Origin of the sequence: Plantactinospora solaniradicis, assembly GCF_042658085.1 — a bacterium.
Taxonomy (GTDB): Bacteria; Actinomycetota; Actinomycetes; order Mycobacteriales; family Micromonosporaceae; genus Plantactinospora; species Plantactinospora solaniradicis.
The window spans coordinates 109,696-130,914 of record NZ_JBHSPR010000008.1 but is presented as its reverse complement, the minus strand read 5'-3'; the positions used below and the strand labels follow the sequence as shown (position 1 = coordinate 130,914).

The window sequence follows — 21,219 nt, the reverse complement described above, 5'->3', positions numbered from 1 at the left end:
ATCAGGCCGCTTCAGAGGGGCTGCGCCAGTTGTCCGGCTCGATACCGAGTGTCGCGCAGATGCTGTCGACGGGCGGGAGGGCGGCGAAGTCCCCGACGGAGCCGAGTGCGGCACCGGCGACGAGGTGACCCAGCTTCAGCCGGGCGGGATGGTCGAGGCCGCGTAGCGCGGCGGAGAGCCATCCCGCGGCGAAGGCGTCACCGGCACCGACCGGTTCCACCACGTCGACCCGTCGGGCCGGCTCGACGGTGACGCCGTCGCCGTGGAACGCGACGGCGTCCACGGAGCCGTTCTTCACCACCAGAGTGCCGGGCAGGTCGATCAACTTCCGGACCTCCTGCGGAGTCCGGACGTCCCACAGTTGGGCCGCCTCGTCCAGACCGACGAAGACCACGTCGGCGGCGCGGGCCAGCCTGAGCAGGTCGGTGGCGGCCCGCCCGTCCCAGAGCGCGGATCGGTAGTTGACGTCGAACGAGATCAGCCGCCGGGCGTCCCGACTGGCGAGGAGCAGCTGGTCCACGAGCTGCCGGCAGCTTTCCGACAGTGCGGCGGTGATGCCGCTCAGGTGCAGTACGGCCGACGGCAGTGCGCTGATCCGCGTCGCGTACGCCGGCTCCATGCTGGCCGCCGCAGATCCGCGACGGTAGTAGTAGACCCTGGTGCCGGCGGGCCCGGGGTCCTTCAGGTAGACGCCGGTGGGGCGGGTGGGGTCGACCTCGACCAGCGAGGTGTCCACGCCCGTCGTGGCGACCTGCTCGACGACGAGGTCACCCAGTGGATCGGCGCCGACCCGGCTGGCCCAGGCGACCCGGTGGCCCAGCGCCGCCAGGAACATCGCGACGTTGGACTCGGCACCGCCGGCCCGCAGTACGAAGGTCGACGCCGCGTCCAGCCGCCCGCCGGGGGTCGGTGTCACCATCACCATCGTCTCGCCGACGCAGATCGCGTCGAACGGCGTCGAAGGCTGCCCACCGGCCGTCGCCACCGATGTCACGGCACTCCCATCTGTTGCAAATATTGCAACCGCTGCTCAATATGTGCATCACCTGACCGGGGGCACAACCCTAGATCAGTGGTCCTCGCGGCGCGACATCTCGACCCGGCCGACGGCCGTTAAGTGGCGATTGCCACGCTCGGGCAGGCAGTCGCCACCCACGGTGCTCGGGCAGGCGGCCGCCGCACACGGTGCCCCCGGATCTGGCAGGCTGCCTCGGATGGAGACATCTGCGTGGGCAGAGGTGTCGGCGGCCGTCGCGGCGTCGCCGTACCCGGTGCGGGTGTTGCCGGCGGATCCCGTCCCGGCGGAAACCTGCCTGGCCCGACTGGAGATCACCACAAGGTCGTGGCTGGGTGCCGTCGTGGCGTACTCGGGCGGACTGCTCGTGGACCACGGGTGGCTGCGGGTACTCGGCTGCGGCAGCACCGGGCTGCCGGACGTACTGGCCGGCGCGGATCCGGCCAGCGGCGAACTGGTGGTCGGGCATGACGTGCTGGGCGGCCAGTTCGTCTGGGCCCGGGCCCGTCCCGGTACGCCCCCGACCGTGCACTACTTCGCGCCCGACGATCTCGACTGGCAGGACCTGGAGCAGGGGTACGCCGACTGGCTCCATGCGATGCTCGCCGGCTCGCTCACCCGGTTCTACGACACGCTGCGCTGGCCGGGCTGGGAGGCGGAGGTGGCCGCCCTCTCGCCCGACCAGGGCCTCAGCACCTTGCCGCCGCCGTGGACCGCCGAGGGAAAGGACCTGGCCACGGTCTCCCGGAAGGCCGTTCCGCTCCCACAGTTGATCTCGTTCAATCACGAGATGGCCCGGCAACTCGGCCCGGCAGGGCAGCCGTAGGACCGGAGTCAGTCGTGGTCGGGTGCGCCGGTGAGGTGGTGCTCGGCGGCGTGCAGTGCCTCGGTGACCAGCCTGCACACGTGCCCGCCCCGGGCCCGGTAGAGCGCCCGCCGCCCGTCGCGCCGCACCTTCACCAGGCCCGCGAGCAGCAGTTTGGCCAGGTGTTGCGAGACCGCCGGCCGGGCGGCACCGACCTCGGCGGCGAGGCTGCCGACGTCGTACTCGCCGTCGCGCAGGAGCCAGAGCAGCCGCAGCCTGGTCGGATCGGCCAGCATCCGCAGCGCCGTCACCGCCGTCTCGATCTGGGTGCTGCCCGGTAGTAGTTGCCCATTACCCGCAGTTGCCGCGTTGTCGCGTGCGTACATGAGCACCTATTGTGGCAGTGTTCCGCCCGGGTGCAAGGAAGGGCCCCTTCTTATCGCTTTTTGTAGATGAAGGGCCCCCTATTAACACCCTGGGCCGCCGACGAGCACCCCCGGAGCACACGCATGGCATCCTCGGCATCCGACCACAGGCACGAGCACGAGCACGAGGACAGGCACGGGGACAGGCACGAGGACGGGCACGGGCACGGGGACGAGGACGGGCACGGGCATGCGGACGGGGCCGGGCGGGGCGCGGCTCGGTGGTGGGGGCGGGTACGACATCTCTGCACCCCGCACTCCCACGACAGCGCGGACCGGGTCGACGCCCCGATGGAGAGCAGCCGGGCGGGCATCCGGGCGTTGTGGATCTCCCTCGCCGCGCTGGGTGCCACGGCTCTGCTCCAAGCGGTCGTGGTGGTGTTCACCGGGTCGGTGGCCCTGCTCGGCGACACCATGCACAACCTCGCCGACGCGTTCACGGCGGTCCCGCTCGGCCTGGCTTTCCTGCTCGGGCGCCGACCCGCGACCCGCCGCTACACCTACGGCTACGGTCGGGCCGAAGACCTGGCCGGAATCGTGATCGTGGCGTTCATCGCGATCTCGGCGGCACTGGCCGGCTACCAGGCGGTGAACCGGCTGCTGGATCCCGCACCGGTGCACAACCTCTGGGCGGTCGCCGGGGCCGGGCTGGTCGGCTTCGTCGGCAACGAATTGGTGGCCCGCTACCGCATCACCGTCGGGCGACGGATCGGTTCCGCCGCTCTGGTCGCCGACGGGCTGCACGCCCGTACGGACGGGTTCACCTCGCTCGCCGTACTGCTGGGTGCCGGTGGGGTGGCGATCGGCTGGGGCTGGGCGGACCCGGTCGTCGGGTTGCTGATCACCGTGGCGGTGCTGGTGGTGCTCAGGACCGCCGCTCAGGAGGTCTGCCGGAGGCTGATGGACGCCGTCGACCCCGAACTGGTCACCACCGCCGAGCATGCGCTGGCGACCGCACCCGGAGTTCGGTCCGTGACCGGGCTACGGGTGCGGTGGGTCGGGCACCAACTACACGCCGAAACCAACCTCGGTGTCGACGCCAGCCTGTCGGTCGTCGACGCCCACACCATCGCCGTCGAGGCGGAGCACCGACTGCGGCACGCAGTACCCCGGGTGGTTGCCGTAATGATCCACACCGACCCCGCGGACATCGACTCGCACGCGGCACTGGATCACCACCTGCGCCGGCACCAGCCGCCGTCAGCGCCGGCCAACCGCACGCACGGGAGAGCAGAGTGGAGCTGGGCAAGAGGTTCCTAGGCGGCCCGCACAACGACGGCCCTCACAACGACGGTCCACACAGGGACGGTCCACACAGCGACGGCGGGCACGAGCACGGCGGGCACGAGCACGGCGGGCTGATCCGCCGGGCCCGGCTGTACGAGTTCTCGGCCGCGATCGCCTTCGTCGGGCTACGGCCCCGGATCTACGACGGTCTCGTCGCACTCAGCGGCGCGAAACCCGGCGACCGGGTCCTCGACGTCGGGTGAGGCACGGGCTACCTCTCCCGACGGGCCGGCCGGGCGGTGACGCCCGACGGTCTGGTGGTCGGCGTCGACCCGTCGCCGCCGGTCGTCGAGTACGCGACCCGGGCCGCCCCGTCGCACTGCACCTTCCTGGTGGCCGGCGCCGAGGCCCTCCCCCAGCCCGACGCGTCCTTCGATGTCGTGATCTCCAGTCTCGCCATCCACCACATACCCGTCGCGCTTCGAGCCACAGCGCTACGCGAGATGCACCGGGTGCTCCGCCCCGGTGGACGCCTGTTCGTCGCCGACTTCCGGCCACCTCGCAACCGACTGGCGAACCACCTCATCGGCGTGGCCGGCGGGCACGCGATGCAGCACAACCCCATCGATCAACTCGCCGGACTCGTCACCGGGGCCGGCTTCCAGATCACCGGCAGCGGCCACCGGCGTCCCTGGCTGTACTACGTCCAGGCGTGCCCAGCGGACGTCCCGGCGCCGGAATAGTTGCGGGTCCATCCGCCCATCTCAACCGGCATCCACCTGTTGTCAGGCTCGGACCAGGGAGGCGGAGTCCCGCTACGGCTGGCGGAAGCCGGAGGCGACAGGAGCAGCGCGGACCTGACGTAGCCTGGCTCCGGTGAGGCCGGAGACGAATGCCGGACGGGTGACCGGGTCGGGCCGGGCGGAGGAGCCCAGTTCGGCGGAGGAGCCCAGTTCGGCGGAACTGCTGGTCGCGGCCCGCGCCGGTGACGACGATGCCTTCGGCCGCCTGGTCGGGCCGTTGCGGGACGAACTGCGCGCGCACTGCTACCGGATGCTGGGCTCGGTCCACGACGCGGAGGACGCTGTCCAGGACACCCTGGACCGGGCCTGGCGCAGCCTGGAGCGGTTCGAGGACCGTGGCACCGTACGGCCCTGGCTCTACAGGATCGCGACGAACAGGTCGCTGACGCTCATCGAGCAGCGGGGACGGCGCGAGCTGCCGACCGATCTGAGCCCGGAAGGCGCGCCGTTGGCCGAGGCGGCATGGCTCGAACCGTACCCGGACCGGCTGATGGGCTGGACCGCGGAGCTGAGCCCGGAGGCTCAGGTGGTGGCGCGGGAGAGCGTGGAGCTGGCGTTCGTCGCCGCCCTCCAGCACCTGTCGGCGTCGCAGCGGGCCGTCCTGCTGCTGCGCGACGTCCTCGGGTACGCCGCCCGGGAGGTCGCCGACCTGTTGGAGACCACGGTTCCGGCGGTCAACAGCGCGCTGCAACGGTCCCGGAAGGTCCTGGTCGACCTGCTGCCGGAGACCACCCAGCGGCAGACGTTGAACGCGCTGGACACGGCGGAGCAGCGTGACCTGGTCCGGCGGTACGCCGCCGCCTGGGAGGCCGGGGACGTCGAGTCGATCGTGGCGATGCTGACCGAGGACGCGAAGTACTCGATGCCGCCGCTGACGGCGTGGTACGAGGGGCACGACGGCATCCGCGGCTTCCTAACCGAGGCGACCCTGCACCGACGCTGGCGCTTCCTGCCGGCCCGGGCCAACGGGCAGCTCGCGTTCGGCACGTACCTGTGGGACGAGGATCGGGCCAGTTACGTCGCGGCGGGCCTGGACCTGCTCGCCCTGCGTGGTACCCGGATCGCCGAGGTGGTCTCGTTCCTGGACGCCGACTTCGCGACGTTCGGCCTGCCGGTGGCGCTCGACCGAAGATAATCCGGCGCCCCGCGATGAGTTTCCGGATCCGCCCGGGTTGTAGTGCTGACGGAAGCACCGAACCGGAAGGACCGAGCTGACCGATGGCTACCGACGAAGAGCAGATCCGCGCCCTGATCGAGCGCTGGGCCGAGGCGGTACACGGCGGTGACCTGGAGGTGGTCGTCGCGGACCACGCGGAGGACATCGTCATGTTCGACGTACCGCCACCCTACGAGGGCGTACGCGATCTCGACGCCTACCGGGCGACCTGGCCGCCCTTCTTCGAGTGGCAGGCCGGGGGTGCCTCGTTCGAGATCGAGTCGTTGGACATCACCGCCGGCTCCGACGTCGCCTTCGCGTACGCCCTGCTGCGCTGCGGCACACCGCGGGATGTCGCGGCGAACCCCGACAACCGCCTGCGGCTGACCTTCGGCCTACGCAGGGAGGACGGTCGGTGGGTCGTCGCCCACGAACACCACTCGTTCCCGCTCACCGGGCCGGATGGGAACGACGGCGGGAATCCCGATGCCGAGCAGGAGATCCGTGAGGTGCACCAGCGGTGGTTCGAGCAGACCGCCTCGAAGGACCTGGACGGCATGATGGCCACGATCGCCGACGACATCGTCTCGTACGAGCACGAGGGGCCCCTGCGGTGCGTCGGCGTCGACGCCGTACGGGAAGTCTGTCGGCGTGGTCTCGACGCCGGTGGGGACGCCGAGATCGGCTTCGAGGTGCCGGACCTGACGATCATGGTTCGGGATGACCTCGCCGTGGCGTGGGGACTCAATCACGTCCGGGTCGATCAGGCCGGAGGCCGGCAGTTCGAGAGCTGGTCGCGTGGAACGCGGGTGTTCGCGCGGCGGAACGGCGAGTGGTTGATGATCCATCAGCATCTCTCCGTCCCGTACGACCCGGCCAGCGGACGGGCGGAGACGGACCTGCGTCCGTAGCCGGGATATCCGGGGAGGGCGCTGCGACGGCCACCGGAGTCGGGTCGACGAACGGTCCGCGCCCCTGGCCCCGGGGGCGCGGGCCGGGTCGGGCCCGCCCACCAACTCGCCCGGTCCGTAGTCCTCGAGGACTACCCGGGAAGTGCACTCTCTGGCGGGACGCGGACGATGCTGTCCGGCCCATAGCTTCGGCCAGGGAGCCAACCGCCCAGGTCAGGGCCGGGCGTACCTAGGATGGGGCTGATGAGCATGGGCGGCGCGGGAAGACCGGTCACCACCGTACTGACGGTGCTGCGGGACCTACGCGAGGACCTGTGGACGGCCGCCGCGAACCCGCTTCCGCGCGCGTGGCCACGCTGGCTGGCCCGGCTGCCGCATCTGCTGGTGGTGGTGTCCGCGGCGGTCACGTTCGACCTCACCGCCAGGTACTTCCACGGGCCGGTCGGCTTCGGATCGATCATCGCCGGCATCCAGGCGGCGGCGCTGGTCCTGGCGATGTTCCGACCCGTGCCAGCCTGGTGGGCAGGGACGACAGCCATGGTCGTCGGAACGCTGGTCATGGGTGCGCCGTTCCCCTGGGGCTACTCCGCGATCGTCGCGCAGGCCGGCGTGCTGTTCCTGCTGGCGCTGCGGGTACGCCCCCGGGCCGTGGTCGAGGCACTGGTGATCACCGTGTTGGCGGGCCTGGTCTGCACCGGGTTCGATCTGCACAGGCTCGGGCAGGTCGGGCTCCTCCAGTGGATCGGTACGGGTCTCGGGCGGGCAATCCTGATATTCGCCGTCGCGGCGGGATTCGGCGCCATGGTGCGCGCTCGGCGGGTGGCCCGGAGTCAGCTGCTCGCGCAGGAGGAGGTCACGGCCGAGGAGCGGAGCCGGCGCACCGCGCTGGAGGAGCGTGGTCGGATCGCCCGCGAGCTGCACGACGTCGTCGCCCACCACCTGTCGGTGATCTCCATTCAGGCACAGGTCGCTCCGCACCTGGTCGACGACCCGCCGGAGGAGCTGAAGGAGAACCTCGCGGGCATCCGGCAGAACGCGAGGGAGGCGCTCACCGAGCTACGCCGGGTGCTCGGGGTGCTCCGTCTGGAGGACACCCGGTCCGAGGAGGCCCGGCACGCGCCGCAGCCCACCCTCGACCGGCTGGACGAACTGGTCGGCAACGTACGCGCCGCTGGCGTCACGGTCACCACCGAGACCACCGGCGAGCCGCGCCCGCTGGCGCCGGGCGTCGAGCTCTCGGCGTTCCGGCTCGTGCAGGAGGCGCTCAGCAACGCGATCCGGCACGCGCCGGGAGCGACCGCGCGGGTGCTGATCGGGTACGACCCGACGAGCCTCACCATCCGGATCAGCAACACCGCGCCGGCCCGTCCCGCCGCGCCCTCGCCGGGCGCCGGCCACGGCCTGCTCGGCATGCGGGAGCGGGTCGCCATGCTCGGCGGGATACTGGCCAGCGGCCCGACCCCGGACGGCGGCTACGACGTGATCGCGACCCTGCCGGCCCCGACCCTGCGACAGTCCGCCGACCATGCCGAGGACACCGTATGACGAGCATCCGCGTCCTGATCGCCGACGACCAGATGCTGGTCCGGCAGGGCTTCACGGTGCTACTGAACGCCGAACCCGACATCGAGGTGGTCGGTCAGGCCGTGGACGGCGCCGACGCCGTCAGCAAGGTCACCGAACTGGCTCCCGACGTCGTGCTGATGGACATCCGGATGCCCGTACTCGGCGGCATCGAGGCGACCCGCCGGCTCACCGAGCCCGCCGGCGCGACCGTCAAGGTCCTGGTGCTGACGACCTTCGACCTCGACGAGTACGTCTACGAGGCGCTGCGCGCGGGCGCGTCCGGGTTCCTGCTCAAGGACGCCTCGGCGGCCGAACTCGCCCACGCGGTACGGGTGATCGCGGCCGGCGACGCGCTGTTGTCGCCGAACATCACCAAGCGGCTGATCGCCGAGTTCTCCCGAACGGCCGGTGCACCCCGGATCCCGCTGAAGGATCGGGTGGGCGACCTGACCGAACGCGAAACCGAGGTGCTGTCCCTGATCGCCCAGGGTCTGTCCAATGCGGAGATCGCCGCGCACCTGGTCGTCGCCGAACAGACCGTGAAAACCCACGTGGGCCGGATCCTGACCAAGCTCGGCCTGCGCGACCGTACCCAGGCCGCCGTCTTCGCCTACGAGACCGGCCTGGTACGCCCCGCCGCGTACTGACCGGTCGGGCCGTCGGCCCCGGTCGGTGGACGGGGAGCCGACCGCACCGCCTGATTCTGTCAACTATCGGAATGTTGCTGCCCGGCGTTACGGCCACCCTTCTACGCTGATCTCGCACCGAGGCGCTGCCGGAAGAAGGTGTCGAAAATGGGTCAGCCGGCCCGGGTGACGATCGTCGTCAGCGATGACGGCGCCGACGACCAACAGCTCGACGACCTGGCCCGCCGGCTTCGGACGGAGTTGCTCGACCTCGACGTGACGATCGGGGGCGCACCGGCCGGGTCGGCACCGCCCGGCACCAGGGCAGTAGAGCTGGCCGCCATCGGCACCCTCGTCGTGACGCTGTCTCAGTCGCCGGTTCTCGCGGCCGTCATCAACGCGATCTCGGCCTGGTTGACGCAACGTCGGCAGGGCACGGTCAGACTCGAGCTTGACGGGGAGACCCTGGAACTGTCCGGCCTGCCGTCGCCTGAGCAGCGGCGGCTGACCGACGCGTGGTTGCGCCGTCACGAACTTCGCGACTCAGGGCTCGTCGGCGGCCGGTACGCGCTGATCGTCGCCAACTACGACTACCAGGATCCGGGGCTGCGCCGGCTGCGCGCGCCGGCACACGATGCCGAACGGCTCGCCCGGGTGCTGAGTGACCCGGCGATCGGCGGATTCGACGTGCGGACGGTGATCAACGAGACCGGGCCGGTGGTCAACGAGGCGGTCGAGGACTTCTTCGCCGACCGCGCCTCCGACGACCTGCTGCTGTTCTACTTCTCCGGCCACGGCGTCAAAGACCCGGACGGTGAGCTGTTCCTTGCCGCCGCGTCGACCAAACTGCACCGGCTCGGGGCGACCGCGGTCGCCGCGGACTTCGTCAACCGGCGGATGAGCCGCAGCCAGTCCCGTCGGATCGTCCTGCTGCTGGACTGCTGCTATGCCGGGGCCTTCGGGCGTGGGATGGTCGCCCGCGCCGGCGGCGGGATCGCGATCGAGGACCAGTTCGGCGGGCGCGGCCGCGCGGTCATCACCGCATCGAGCGCGATGGAGTACGCGTTCGAGGGGCAGCAGCTGGCCGAGACGAACGTCGGCGGTCCCTCGGTGTTCACCAGTGCGCTGGTGGCCGGGCTCGAAACCGGCGATGCCGACCGCGACCAGGACGGCTATGTCGGCCTCGACGAGCTGTACGACTACGTGTACGACCAGGTCCGCCGTTCGACTCCCCACCAGACACCCGGCAAGTGGACCTTCGACGTGCAGGGCGACCTCCACCTCGCCCGCCGCAGCCGGCCGGTGACCACGCCCGCGCGGCTGCCGTCCGAGCTACAGGAGGCGATCGAGCATCCGTTGAGCGGCGTACGCCTGGGCGCGGTCACCGAGTTGGAGCGGCTCGTGCGTGGCCGGCACGCGGGGATGGCGTTGGCCGCGCGGCTGGCGCTGGAGCGCCTGACCGACGACGACAGCCGCTCGGTGTCCGCCGCGGCGGCCACCATCCTCGGCGACGCTTCGCCGTCCATTCCCGCCGCCGAGATCGCGGCGCCCACCCCGCCGACGGCCCCGGCGGAGATCTCGGGCGGTGCGGAGATCTCGAGCGGTCCGGAAGGTCCCGCCACACAGCCGGCTCAGCAGGCTCGGCCGCGGGTCCCGCAGCCACGGGCGGCGGCCGAACCGCCCGAACCGCCCGAGCGGCCCGCCGCGACCGGCGCTCACCGCCGCATCATTCGACAGGCGCCCGCCCGGGGCCTCGCGACGCTGGGGGCCGCCCTGCTCGTGGTCGGCTTCGGCATGCGGTTGGGCGAGCCGGAAGTGCTCACTCCCTGGTCCGACCTGCTCGGCTCGGCTACTCCCTGGCTGTGGGCCCTCGTCTGCGGCGCACTGGTCTTCGCGTTCGCGCGGGAGGGCCGAGAACGCGGCATCGCCCAGGGGGCCGCCTTCGGCCTCGCGGCCGGGATCCTCGGCCTCCTCTCCGGCGCCACCACCAACCGCTCGCTCCAGATCATCATCGAAGATGGGTTCTACATAGCGGCCGCCGGCGCGGTACTGGTCCTCGCCGCCGTGGTGCTGGAGGTTCTCCCGCGGCCCGGCGGGCGCCTGCCGACCGCGACCGTCGTCAGCGCGGCGCTCGCCATTGTCGCGCTCGCCGTCACCGTCGTCGTCCCGGATGCCGTCACCGTGTTCCTCGACAACGGCGACCACAGCCTCTGGGCCGTTCTCCTGTTCGTCGCGTGGACACTGCTGGCGCTCGTGGCGGTGACCGCGACCGCACTGCGGTGGCGGACCGCACCGTCGCGGTCGACGGCCAGCCTCGGTGTGCTGTCGACGGCTCTCGTCGTCGCCGACATCTGTTGGACGCTCGTCACGTACTCGGACGAGTCCCACCGCATCCCGTACGCTTCGCTGCTGGTCGTCGTCGTGCTGGTCGTCGCGCTCGTCGGCGACGACCGACCGCTCCTGCTCGCCGCGGCTCGACTGTCGCTTCTCGCCATGCTGCTGTTGCGGGTGCCGATCGGCGGAAGCGCCCGCCCAACCACATCGGTCGGGCACTTCCTGCTCGAGGTGACCGCCGCCGCCCTCGCGGCCGGCGCCCTGTACACCGCCCTGCGACCCGCCGCCGCACCCCCGCCTCAGCCGGACGCGCAGCAATGATCGACCGGGCGACCGTGATCCAGATCCGTGACGCCCCAGCGGCAACCGGGAGACCCACTCACCCCGGCCAGGAGTCGACCGCGGTCGGTCCGGGTGTGTCCGCAGCGGCCGGCTCCCTGGCGGCGCCGGTGGTCGGGTACGTGCGCACCTCAACCGGGTAGCTCCCGGGAGCTACGCCGTGGGTTGGCTCTCCGGCACGATGCCCCGTCCGGGTGCCGCGCCTAACTTCGTGCCATGACCAGCGACAACAGCAGAGGGCAGGTCGTCGTGCGGCTCGACGACGTGCGCAGGGAGTACGGCGACACCAGGGCGTTGGCCGGGGTGTCGATGCGGATCCACGCCGGGGAGGCGGTCGCGGTGATGGGGCCGTCCGGCTGCGGCAAGTCCACTCTGCTCAACATGATCGCCGGCCTCGACCGGCCCACGGGCGGAACGGTCGCCGTACACGACGAGGATCTGGGGAGGCTGGGCGAGACCGGTCTGGCGCTGTTCCGGCGTCGGCGGATCGGCATGATCTTCCAGTTCTTCAACCTGCTCGACGACCTTCCGGCGTTGGACAACGTCGCGCTGGCCGCGCAGTTGACCGGCGTTCCGTCCCGGCGGGCCCGTACCCGCGCGCTCGAACTCCTCGACGAACTCGGCGTCGCCCACCGGAAGGACAGCTATCCGGGTGAGCTCAGTGGTGGCGAGCGCCAGCGGGTCGCGGTGGCCCGGGCCCTGATGAACCGTCCGGCGCTGCTGCTGGCCGACGAGCCGACGGGCGCGCTGGACAGCCGCTCCGGCGAGCAGGTGATGGACCTGCTGGTCGGGCTCAACCGCACCGGCCAGACCCTGCTGATCGTCACCCACGATCCGCGACTGGCCACCCGCTGCGCCAGCCGCCTGGTCGAGATGGCCGACGGCCGGGTGGTTCGGGAGCGCACGCCGGAGCCGGTCGCGTGACCGGGCGGGAGGGGCGATCGGCGGGCCCGGGTGCGGTGTGGCGGGCCTCGCGGGCGGCGGTGAAACGCCGTCGGCTCCAGACGGTCGTCATCGGGCTCGTCGTCCTCTGTTCCAGCACGACGGCCCTGCTCGCGCTGGCCCTGCTCGGCTCCGCGGCGGCGCCCTTCGACCGGGCCTTCGCCGCCCAGCACGGCGCACATGCGGTGGCGAGCTTCGACCCGACGAAGACCTCCGACGCGGCGCTGGCGCAGACCGGCCGGCGGCCGGGGGTCGAGGCCGTCGCCGGGCCCTTCGACCAGGCCATCGTCGAGATCTCCAAGGACTGGTACGGGCAGCCGGCCGGTGCCCGTACCGTGGTGGGCCGGTCCGACCCCGCCGGGCCGGTGGACCGGCTCGAACTCCGGCTGGGGCGATGGGCCACCGCCCCCGGTGAGATCGTCGTCAACCTGGGTCACGCCGGCACACCCGACCCGAAGCTGCTGGGCTCGGGGGTCGAGGTGGACGGCGGCCCACCGCTGCGCCTCGTCGGCTTCGCGTCGAGCATGAGCAGATCCGCCGACGCCTGGGTCGCACCGGAGCAGATGGCCGCGCTACGTCCGACGGCCGTCCAGATGCTCTACCGCTTCACGGCGTCCGGCACCGACGCGCAGGTGAACGCCGGGCTGGCCGAGGCCACCGCCGGACTGCCCGAGGGCGCACTGACCAACACGCAGTCGTACCTCACCCTCAGGCAGGCGTTCTCGGCACAGGCGGATTCCTATCTTCCACTGATGATGGTGTTCGGCGTCCTCGGCCTCGTGGTATCGGTCCTGATCGTCGGGAACGTGGTCAGCGGGGCGGTCGTCTCCGGGTACCGGCACATCGGCGTGCTCAAGGCCATCGGCTTCACCCCGAACCAGGTGGTCGCGGTCTATCTCGCGATGGTCTCCGTACCCGGGATCGTCGGCTGTCTCCTCGGCACCCTGCTCGGCTTCCTGCTGGCGTCGCCCGTACTCCAGATCGCGTTCTCCGGGGTCGAGACCGGCAGCGCGGCGATCGGCCTGCGCCCCTGGGTGCCGGTCGCCTGTCTGCTGGGTATGCCCGTCCTCGTCGTGGTCACCGCGCTGATTCCCGCGCTGCGCGCGCACCGGGTCTCCGCGGCGCGGGCGATCAGCGCGGGCAGCGCGCCACGGGCCGGACGCGGGCTGCGGGTGCAGCGCCGGCTCAGTGCTACCCGGCTACCCCGCCCCGTCAGCCTCGGCCTGGCCCAACCGTTCACCCGGCCCGGTCGCGCCGTCCTGACCACGGCGGCGATCGTCCTGGGGGTGACGACGGTGACCCTGACGACCGGGCTGAGCAGCACCATGGTCGCTCTCGGCGCGGCCGGTCGGAGCGACGGGGCCGCTCGGGTCCAGGTGGAGGTGGGAAGTCCGGCCAACCACCGCATCGCGCCGGAGCTGACCGACCGCCAGATCGACGAGCTGCTGCGGAGCCTTCCGGGCGGGAACCGGGTGACGGCCCGCGCGCTGCTCCAGGTACGTCTCGTCGGTCACCCGCAGGCCCGGTTCGTCAACTTCTACCGTGGGGACACGTCGGTCGCCGCCGCGCAGCTCGTCGCGGGGCGCCTGCCGGAGGGACCTGGCGAGGTCGTGGCGGGGCCGTCGTTCCTGCGTCAGCACGGGCTGGCGGTCGGCGACCGGATCACGCTGGACCGCAACGGCCGGCAGTTGCCCGCGACGGTCGTCGGCGAGACGATGACCGGCAATCCCCGGGCGGTCGACTCCAACTGGCCGACGCTGCGACTGCTCGCCCCGGACACGGAGGCCGTCGACTACACGGTCACGCTCGCTCCCGGGGCCGACGGTCCGGCGTACGTCGACGCGGTCAGGGCGGCCGCCCCGGGCCTCTACCCGACGCTGCTGGGCTCGGGAAACACCGTCACCACGACGGTCGTCGGTTTCGCGTCGGTGTTCACGGTGCTGCTGACCATCGTCGCCGCGCTCGGCGTGTTCAACACGGTGCTGCTGACCGTCCGGGAGCGCCGCCGTGACCTCGGCATGTTGAAGTCGATCGGGATGACGCCGCGACAGGTCGTGGGGATGACGGTGACGTCGGTGGCGGCGCTGGGCGCGGTCGGCGGGCTGCTGGGAATCCCGCTCGGGATCGTCGCGCACCGCCTGATCGTCGACAACGTCACGGTGATCGCGTTTCCGAAGTCCATGAAGGACGTCTGGCACCCGCCGCAGTTGGCCTTTCTGGCCGTGGCCGGCGTCGTCATAGCCGTCCTCGGCGCGTTGGTTCCGGCCCGTTCCGCCGCGCGTCTTCCGATCGCCGGGGTGCTGCATCACGAGTAGACGCGGTTGCCAACGGCGCCAGCGGTCCCGGACCGGTCAGCAGGCGCCACCCCCCGCAGTGGCACGACTGGTAGCTCACGATTCCGTCACTGGTCCAGTGGCGCGATCGGGTCTGCCAGTCGTGCCCGTTCTCGTAGGTCATGGCCCAAGCCTGCTGTAATGGCATTGTGCATCTCAACCCTTACGGCCAGGACGCGGTCCGGCTGATCGCGGATCTGGCCAACGACCGCCCCCGGTCCCTGCCCGAACTGGTACGCCGCTGCGCCGCCGCCGGGCTGGTCATCGACATGCCGGTCGGGGACCAGGACCTGGCCGTGGCGCTCGAACTCGTCGACCAGTGGTGCGAGGTCGCCGACGCCACCGAGCCGGCACGGCGGGCCGCCCTGGTCAACCGACTGTTGGCGGCGGCCTCCGCGTACCCCCGGCTCACCGATCATGGCGGCACCGGCTGGCACCTGCACTACCGCGACGAGGGCGTCCCGCTGGGCTCGGTGCTGCGGGCCCTGGTGAGTGTCGGCACCGCCCTGCACCTCGCGGGACGCGGAATGGACCGGCTCGGCCGCTGCGCCGGAAACGACTGCGAGATCGTCTATGTCGACACCTCGCGCGGCGGCAGACAGCGCTACTGCTCGCCCCGCTGCGCCAATCGCGACGCGGTCCGCCGGCACCGCGCCACGGCCCGCCGCCGCTAGCCCCGGGTCGCCGGCTGAGGTCACGGGGCGCGATGTCCGAACCGACCCGGCCGGTACGGGCTCAGCGGATGTGAGGTCGGTTACCTCTTGATCCACAGGGAATGTGCCGGGGCGCCAGTGGTTGCTGGCAGGTGTGATCTTCGCTGTTCCCGCCCAGACGCACGACCGACCCTCCGGAAGGACCCCATGACCGTCACGGCTGAGCCCGTCGAGACGCTCGCGCCAGCACAGACGCCGGGCGATCTGATGGATGGCCGGCAGCGGCTACGGCTCGTCCTCGTGCTCGGCTCGCTGATCGCGATCGGGCCCTTGACGATCGACATGTACCTGCCGGCGCTTCCCGCCATCGCGGCCGACTTCCAGACCGGGTCGGCGGCGGTCCAGTTGACCCTGACCGGAACCCTCGCCGGACTCGCCCTCGGCCAACTGCTGATCGGGCCGTTCTCCGACGCGGTCGGCCGGCGCACGCCGCTCCTGGCCGGCCTCGTGCTGCACGTGGCCGCGTCGGCGCTGTGCGTCGTCGCGCCCAACATCGCGACCCTCGGTGTGCTGCGGGTGCTCCAGGGGCTGGGGGCCGCCGCCGCCTCGGTGGTGGCGATGGCGGTGGTACGCGACCTGTTCAGCGGCACCGCCTTCGCCCGGATCTTCTCCCGGCTGATGCTCGTGATGGGCGCGGCACCGGTGCTGGCCCCGACGCTGGGCAGCGCGGTGCTGGGCTGGACGGACTGGCGTGGCGTCTTCATCGCGCTGGGCGCGTTCGGGATCGTGCTGGTCGTCCTCGCGGCGGTCAAGCTTCCCGAGACGCTGCCGGTGCACCGGCGCCGCAGTGGAGGCATCCTCGGCACCGGCCGGATCTACCGCTCGTTGCTGCGGGACCGTACCTTCATGGGCCTGGTCCTGGTCGCCGGGCTGCCGATGGCCGCACTGTTCGCGTACGTCTCCGGCTCCTCCTTCGTCTTCCAGGAGCAGTACGGCCTCGACGAGCAGCAGTTCGGGATCGTCTTCGGCACGGGCGCGATCGGCCTGATCGCGGCCTCCCAACTGAACGTCCGACTGCTCCGCCGGTATTCGCCGCAGCGGATCCTGGTCACCGCGCTGGCAATCGGCGCCGTAGCCGGGTTCGCGCTGCTCGGCTTCGCCGCCACCGGTCTCGGCGGACTGCCGACCATCCTCGTGTCGCTCTGGGTGGTCCTCGCGGCGTCCGGCCTCGCCATGCCGAACGCCCCCGCCCTGGCGCTGAGCCGGCACGGGGAGGCGGCCGGTACCGCCGCCGCGTTGCTCGGTGCGATCCAGTTCGGCATCGGTGCCGTAACGGCGCCGATGGTCGGAGTGCTGGGCAACGGCAGCGTGGCGATGGGCACTGTGGTCTTCGGCGGGATGGTGGCGGCGCTGGTCGTCCTGTTCCTGGTCGTCCGGCCCGCCCGGCTATCCGGGATCACCCCGGAGGCGGCACCGGTCGCCGCGCACTGATCGCACGAGGGGCGTCGGTGGCGCGGCGTCACCGGCGCCGGGGCCTGCGGTGGGGCTTGCCCGCCGGGGGCCGGTTCGGGGTGATCGAGAGCTGCCAGTGCGCGGGGTGTCGCAGCGCCGGCGCCAGGCCGGTGGTGACGTCCCCCTTGGCCGCGTCGACCTGGGCCTGGGTGAGGAAGAGGCTGGCGCGCAGGTCGGCCCCGCGCAGGTTCGCACCCCGCAGGTCGGCCCCGGTGAGGTCCGCCATCGTCAGGTCGGCGCCACGCAGGTCGGCCCCGATCAGGTACGCCCCCCGGAGGTTGGCGCCGGTCAGGTCGGCCCCGCGCAGATCGGCGCCGACGAGGTCCGCACCCCGGTGATCGCGTCCGCTCCGGCCGGCCCGGCCGCGCACCAGTTCGCTGGTACGCAGCAGGAGGGCGTTGACGTTCTGCCGGTGTGCCGCGACGTCCAGCCCGACGAGGGTCTCCGGATCGCTGCCGCCGAGCCGTTCGGTCTCGTCGCGGGCGGCGCCGAGTTCGGCCCGCAGCGGGTCCCCCGGTCGCAGCGCCAGCGCCTCGGTCAGATACCAGAGCAGCTCGTGCAGCTGCCGCATGACCGGGAACACCTCGAACATCCGGGCCGCGATCTCCGGGCTGGTCCGCCAGTCGCGCCCGCCGAAGGTGACCTGGGACACCTGCTGCCCGGCGCCGAAGCAGTCGAAGACCGTACAACCCGGAAAGCCCCGTTCCCGGAGGTTGCGGTGGATGCCGCAGCGGAAGTCCGGTTGCAGGTTCCGGCAGGCCTGCCCGGCGGGCTTGTCGAGCGCGAAGTCCGACGAGGCGGAGAAGGCCGGCACCACGCAGCACAGCCCGAAGCAGCGTTCACAATTCGCGCGTAGGCTGGCCGGCCCGCCGGTCGGCGGTGCCACGGTGTTGGAATTCCCGGACAAGTGATCGGTCTCCTGGTGGTTGAGCTGCGTAGAAGGGTACCGACCCCCGCCGCCGAAACGTGACGAGCGGGAGGGTCGGCCAGGCTCATAGAGTTGACGGGTGGCCATGGGCGAGTACTGGTTGGGCATCGACTTCGGCACGTCCACCACCGTCGCCGCCCTGGCCTGGCCGGACGGTCGGATCAAGCCGCTGCTGTTCGACGCCTCTCCCCTCCTGGCCTCGGCGGTGTTCGTCGGACCGGGATCGCCCGGGATGCTCACCGGCGCCGACGCCGAACGTGCCGCGCTGGGTCATCCCGCCGGTTTCGAGGCGAACCCGAAACGGCGCGTCGACGACGGGACCGTGTGGTTGGGCGATCGGGAACTCCGGGTCGTCGACCTGATCGCGGCGGTACTGGCCCGGGTCGCGGCCGAGGCGTACCGGGTCGCCGGTCAGCGACCGGCGGTGGTGGTGCTGACCCATCCGGCGAACTGGAGTCGGGTTCGACTCGGCATTCTCGCCGAGGCCGCCGCCCAGGTCGGGTTCGCGAACGTCGAGTTCGTCGCCGAACCGGTCGCCGCGGCGGCGTACTTCTGCACCGCCCTGGGCCGGCGGATCGCACCGGGACGCTGTGTCATCGTCTACGACCTGGGTGCGGGCACGTTCGACGTGAGCGCGGTGCGCGTGTCGGCGACGGGATTCGAGGTGGTCGCCTCCGCCGGGCTGGACGACGTCGGCGGTCTGGAGTTCGACGCCGCCGTCGTCGCGCACGTACGGGCGCTGACCGCGACCGCGAGCGACGCCTGGAAGCGGCTGGACTGGCCGCAGACGGTCGATGACGGGTTTGCCAGGCACACGTTGTGGTGGGGCGCCCGGTCGGCCAAGGAGCAGTTGTCCCGGCACCCGACGTCCGACCTGCGGCTGCCGGTGGTCGGCACCGACATACACCTCACCCGGGGCGAGTTCGAGAAGGCGGCACGGCCGCACCTGGACCGCACCACCAACACCACACTCGAACTGTTGCGCGATGCCGCCATCCCCCGTGAGTCGATCGGCGGCGTGTTCCTCGTCGGCGGCTCGTCCCGGATCCCGCTGGCCGCCACGTTGCTGCACCGGGCGCTGGGAATCGCACCGGTCGCGATCGAGCAGCCCGAACTCGTGGTGGCCGAGGGGAGCCTGCTGATCCGTCGTACGATCCAACCGGCGCCCTCGTCGGGGCCGGGCGTCGGGCCGGTGCCCGTACCGACCATCGCGACCGGCGCCTCCGGCAGCGCGTGGCGGCGGCGTCTCAGCCGGCGTACGGTGATCGTCGGCGCCGCGACCGTCACCGCCCTGGGCACCACGGCCAGTGCCGCCGCGGTGCTTCGCCGCGATCCGCCCAAGGGTTCACCGAGTCCCACTCCCAGCCCCGTCACCGGCGCCCGCTTCGCCGCCGAACTGACCGGGCACACCAACACGGTTTCGATGTGGCCTTCGACGTGCACGGTGGCGATCTGATCGCCACCGGTGGGGGCGACGGCACCATCCGACTGTGGAGCACCACGAGTCGCGGACCGATCGACAAGCCGATCCCGTTCGAGGCCGACGACGCCGTCCCCGACTACGTCCGGGGGGTCCGGTTCAGCCCGGACGGCAGCGTCCTCGCCGCCTGCGGCAACAACTTCGGGATCGGGCTGTGGGACGTGGTCACCCGGGGTCGACTCGGTTATCCGATGATCGGGCACACCTCGGTGAACTACGTCGTGGACTTCAGTCCGGACGGGCGGACCCTGGCCAGTTCCAGCGGTGACCACACCATCCGGCTGTGGGACGTGCTCCGGCGGCAGGCGCTCGGTGCCCCGCTTCTCGGCCACACCGACAACGTGTACGCGATGGCGTTCCACCCCCACGACGGGAATGTCGTGGCCTCGGGAAGTGCCGACCGGACGGTGCGGCTGTGGGACCTGCGCACCCGCCGACAGCTCGGCGCGTCGCTGAGCGCCCACGACGAGACCGTCAACGACGTGAAGTTCAGCCCGGACGGACGCTTTCTGGCCAGCAACGGCAGGGACGCCACCGTGCGGGTGTGGGACCTGGCGAGCCGGCAACAGGTCGGCGAGCCGATCGACCTGCTGCTTCCGGCCGAATCCGTCGCGTTCAGCCCGGACGGCTCGGTCCTGGCCACCGGTGGACGGCACGTCCGGCTGTGGGACATGGCCAGCCGCGAGATGATCGGTACGCCGCTCACCGACGGGACCTCGGAGGTCGCCGGCGTGGCGTTCAACCCGGACGGCACGATCCTGGCCGGCGCGGTCGGCAACTCGCTGTTCCTGTGGGAGATTCTCCGCTGATTCGCCCCTGGCCCCGCGCGCCGACCTGGCGGGCCGGCCGGAAGGTTCCGACGATCACTGCCTCGTGGACAGACCCAGTTCACCGGCCGCCCCTAGCCTCCCACCGAGTCACGGCTAAGAAATGAGGACCGATGGGAGTAATCAAGCGGGTCGGCGTGGGGGTCGCGGTGGCGGCCCTGGCGATGACCATGCCGGGGGTGGCGTCCGCCGCCGACCGGGGCACCTGGGACCGCGCCGAGTTGCTGAAGTTCGCCGCGCTGCCCGCGCGGACGTACGTCCCGGGCAGCGAGCCGGCCGGTTCCCTGCTGGGTACGGCGCCGGTCAACGGGATCACTCCGCCCTTCGCCGACCAGCCCGTCCAGGGCTTCAGCGGCGTGCTGCGCAACAGCGACGGCACCTTCGACGTGCTGTCCGACAACGGTTTCGGTAACAAGGCCAACAGCGCCGACTTCCTGCTCCGGATCCAGCGGGTCGGACCGAACTTCGGCCCCGGCACCGTGGACCTGCTCGGCGGGATCAACCTCACCGACCCGGACGGCAAGGTGCCGTTCCCGCTCACCCGCCCGGACCGGGTGCTGACCGGCGCCGACTTCGACGTCGAGTCGATCACCCGGACCGCCGACGGGACCTACTGGATCGGTGACGAGTTCGGCCCGTTCCTGCTGCACTTCGACCGGGCCGGTCGGCTGTTGCAGGCACCGGTACCGCTGCCCGGGGTCTTCGCACCGGAGAACCCGGGGCGGGGCGACACCCCGGCCAACCTGAACAGCAGCAAGGGTTTCGAGGGCATGGCGCAGTCCCCCGACGGCCGCACGCTCTACCCGCTGCTGGAGGGGACGGTCGCCGGTGACCCGGCCGGCGCGCTGCGGTTCAACGAGTTCGACATCGCCGCGAACGCGTACACCGGTCGGCGCTGGACGTACCTGCTCGACGCCCCGGCGAACGCGATCGGCGACGCGATCGCGGTCGACAAGGACCGTTTCCTGGTCATCGAGCGGGACAACGGCGAGGGCGCGACGGCGAAGACGAAGAAGATCTACCTCGCCGACCGGCGGGACCGGAACCGGGACGGCCAGCTCGACAAGACGCTGGTCGCCGACCTGATGGACATCGCCAACCCGAAGCGGGTGGGCGGCTTCGGTCCCCGGTTCACCTTCCCGTTCCAGACGATCGAGGACGTTGTCATCCTCGACGACCGCACCCTGGCCGTGCTCAACGACAACAACTTCCCGTCGTCGGCCGGCCGGACCCCGGGGCAGTCCGACAACAACGAGTTCATCGTGATCAAGTTGGACCACGACCTGGACGCGGACAAGCGGGTGCTGCGGCGTTACTGACCGCCGCGCGCTCCGCCG

At 71.6% G+C, this 21,219-nt stretch carries 18 protein-coding genes and 1 pseudogene; 16 read left to right on the top strand and 3 right to left on the bottom strand.

Features of this window, described 5'->3' with window-relative positions:
- Nucleotide 1 precedes the first annotated feature (1 nt).
- A complete protein-coding gene (locus ACFP2T_RS10405; protein WP_377420171.1) occupies nucleotides 2–994 on the bottom strand; it encodes a sugar kinase in 993 nt (330 codons plus the stop codon).
- A 220-nt stretch (nucleotides 995–1,214) separates the two neighbouring features.
- Here ACFP2T_RS10405 and ACFP2T_RS10400 point away from each other — a divergent pair, with 220 nt between their 5' ends.
- Complete coding sequence (locus tag ACFP2T_RS10400) at nucleotides 1,215–1,841, top strand: DUF2625 family protein (RefSeq protein WP_377420169.1); 627 nt, start codon at nucleotides 1,215–1,217, stop codon at nucleotides 1,839–1,841.
- Between the two features lie 8 nt (nucleotides 1,842–1,849).
- On the opposite strand, the gene ACFP2T_RS10395 is transcribed toward ACFP2T_RS10400, so the two are convergent.
- Nucleotides 1,850–2,206 (bottom strand): ArsR/SmtB family transcription factor, encoded by a 357-nt coding sequence (locus tag ACFP2T_RS10395; protein ID WP_377420167.1) that lies wholly within the window; start codon nucleotides 2,204–2,206, stop codon nucleotides 1,850–1,852.
- 123 nt (nucleotides 2,207–2,329) lie between these two features.
- Here ACFP2T_RS10395 and ACFP2T_RS10390 point away from each other — a divergent pair, with 123 nt between their 5' ends.
- From ACFP2T_RS10390 to ACFP2T_RS10335, 12 genes and pseudogenes are all read left to right on the top strand, one after another.
- Nucleotides 2,330–3,505, top strand: coding sequence for a cation diffusion facilitator family transporter (locus ACFP2T_RS10390; RefSeq protein ID WP_377420165.1), 1,176 nt, complete (start codon nucleotides 2,330–2,332; stop codon nucleotides 3,503–3,505).
- On the top strand, nucleotides 3,481–3,735 hold the full coding sequence (locus ACFP2T_RS10385; protein ID WP_377420163.1) for a hypothetical protein: 255 nt from the start codon (nucleotides 3,481–3,483) through the stop codon (nucleotides 3,733–3,735). The genes ACFP2T_RS10390 and ACFP2T_RS10385 overlap by 25 nt, the downstream gene beginning before the upstream one ends.
- Before the next feature lie 12 nt (nucleotides 3,736–3,747).
- Nucleotides 3,748–4,215 (top strand): annotated as a pseudogene (locus tag ACFP2T_RS10380) (class I SAM-dependent methyltransferase); the annotation flags it as partial.
- Nucleotides 4,216–4,435: 220 nt separating this feature from the next.
- Nucleotides 4,436–5,410 (top strand): sigma-70 family RNA polymerase sigma factor, encoded by a 975-nt coding sequence (locus tag ACFP2T_RS10375; RefSeq protein ID WP_377420903.1) that lies wholly within the window; start codon nucleotides 4,436–4,438, stop codon nucleotides 5,408–5,410.
- 83 nt (nucleotides 5,411–5,493) lie between these two features.
- Nucleotides 5,494–6,342 carry a nuclear transport factor 2 family protein gene (locus ACFP2T_RS10370; RefSeq protein WP_377420161.1) on the top strand — a complete coding sequence of 283 codons (849 nt, stop codon included), beginning with the start codon at nucleotides 5,494–5,496 and terminating at the stop codon, nucleotides 6,340–6,342.
- Between the two features lie 243 nt (nucleotides 6,343–6,585).
- Nucleotides 6,586–7,887, top strand: coding sequence for a sensor histidine kinase (locus ACFP2T_RS10365; RefSeq protein ID WP_377420159.1), 1,302 nt, complete (start codon nucleotides 6,586–6,588; stop codon nucleotides 7,885–7,887).
- Nucleotides 7,884–8,555, top strand: a complete 672-nt coding sequence (locus ACFP2T_RS10360; RefSeq protein WP_377420157.1) for a response regulator — start codon at nucleotides 7,884–7,886, stop codon at nucleotides 8,553–8,555. The genes ACFP2T_RS10365 and ACFP2T_RS10360 overlap by 4 nt, the downstream gene beginning before the upstream one ends.
- Nucleotides 8,556–8,702: 147 nt before the next feature.
- The gene (locus ACFP2T_RS10355; protein WP_377420156.1) at nucleotides 8,703–11,189 is read left to right on the top strand and encodes an effector-associated constant component EACC1; all 2,487 of its coding nucleotides are present in this window, start codon (nucleotides 8,703–8,705) and stop codon (nucleotides 11,187–11,189) included.
- 234 nt (nucleotides 11,190–11,423) lie between these two features.
- Nucleotides 11,424–12,131, top strand: coding sequence for an ABC transporter ATP-binding protein (locus ACFP2T_RS10350; protein ID WP_377420154.1), 708 nt, complete (start codon nucleotides 11,424–11,426; stop codon nucleotides 12,129–12,131).
- Complete coding sequence (locus ACFP2T_RS10345) at nucleotides 12,128–14,464, top strand: ABC transporter permease (RefSeq protein WP_377420152.1); 2,337 nt, start codon at nucleotides 12,128–12,130, stop codon at nucleotides 14,462–14,464. The genes ACFP2T_RS10350 and ACFP2T_RS10345 overlap by 4 nt, the downstream gene beginning before the upstream one ends.
- 167 nt (nucleotides 14,465–14,631) lie before the next feature.
- Complete coding sequence (locus ACFP2T_RS10340) at nucleotides 14,632–15,156, top strand: CGNR zinc finger domain-containing protein (RefSeq protein ID WP_377420150.1); 525 nt, start codon at nucleotides 14,632–14,634, stop codon at nucleotides 15,154–15,156.
- Nucleotides 15,157–15,342: 186 nt separating this feature from the next.
- Nucleotides 15,343–16,626, top strand: a complete 1,284-nt coding sequence (locus ACFP2T_RS10335) for a multidrug effflux MFS transporter (RefSeq protein WP_377420148.1) — start codon at nucleotides 15,343–15,345, stop codon at nucleotides 16,624–16,626.
- A 28-nt stretch (nucleotides 16,627–16,654) separates the two neighbouring features.
- On the opposite strand, the gene ACFP2T_RS10330 is transcribed toward ACFP2T_RS10335, so the two are convergent.
- A complete protein-coding gene (locus tag ACFP2T_RS10330) occupies nucleotides 16,655–17,554 on the bottom strand; it encodes a pentapeptide repeat-containing protein (RefSeq protein WP_377420146.1) in 900 nt (299 codons plus the stop codon).
- Nucleotides 17,555–17,660: 106 nt separating this feature from the next.
- Here ACFP2T_RS10330 and ACFP2T_RS10325 point away from each other — a divergent pair, with 106 nt between their 5' ends.
- The 3 genes from ACFP2T_RS10325 to ACFP2T_RS10315 all read left to right on the top strand — a co-directional run bounded on the left by ACFP2T_RS10325 (nucleotide 17,661) and on the right by ACFP2T_RS10315 (nucleotide 21,201).
- Nucleotides 17,661–19,031 carry an Hsp70 family protein gene (locus ACFP2T_RS10325; RefSeq protein ID WP_377420901.1) on the top strand — a complete coding sequence of 457 codons (1,371 nt, stop codon included), beginning with the start codon at nucleotides 17,661–17,663 and terminating at the stop codon, nucleotides 19,029–19,031.
- A complete protein-coding gene (locus ACFP2T_RS10320) occupies nucleotides 19,001–19,864 on the top strand; it encodes a WD40 repeat domain-containing protein (protein WP_377420144.1) in 864 nt (287 codons plus the stop codon). Before ACFP2T_RS10325 ends, ACFP2T_RS10320 begins: the two co-directional genes overlap by 31 nt.
- Nucleotides 19,865–19,995: 131 nt before the next feature.
- Nucleotides 19,996–21,201 carry an esterase-like activity of phytase family protein gene (locus tag ACFP2T_RS10315; RefSeq protein WP_377420142.1) on the top strand — a complete coding sequence of 402 codons (1,206 nt, stop codon included), beginning with the start codon at nucleotides 19,996–19,998 and terminating at the stop codon, nucleotides 21,199–21,201.
- The last annotated feature ends 18 nt before the right edge of the window (nucleotides 21,202–21,219 follow it).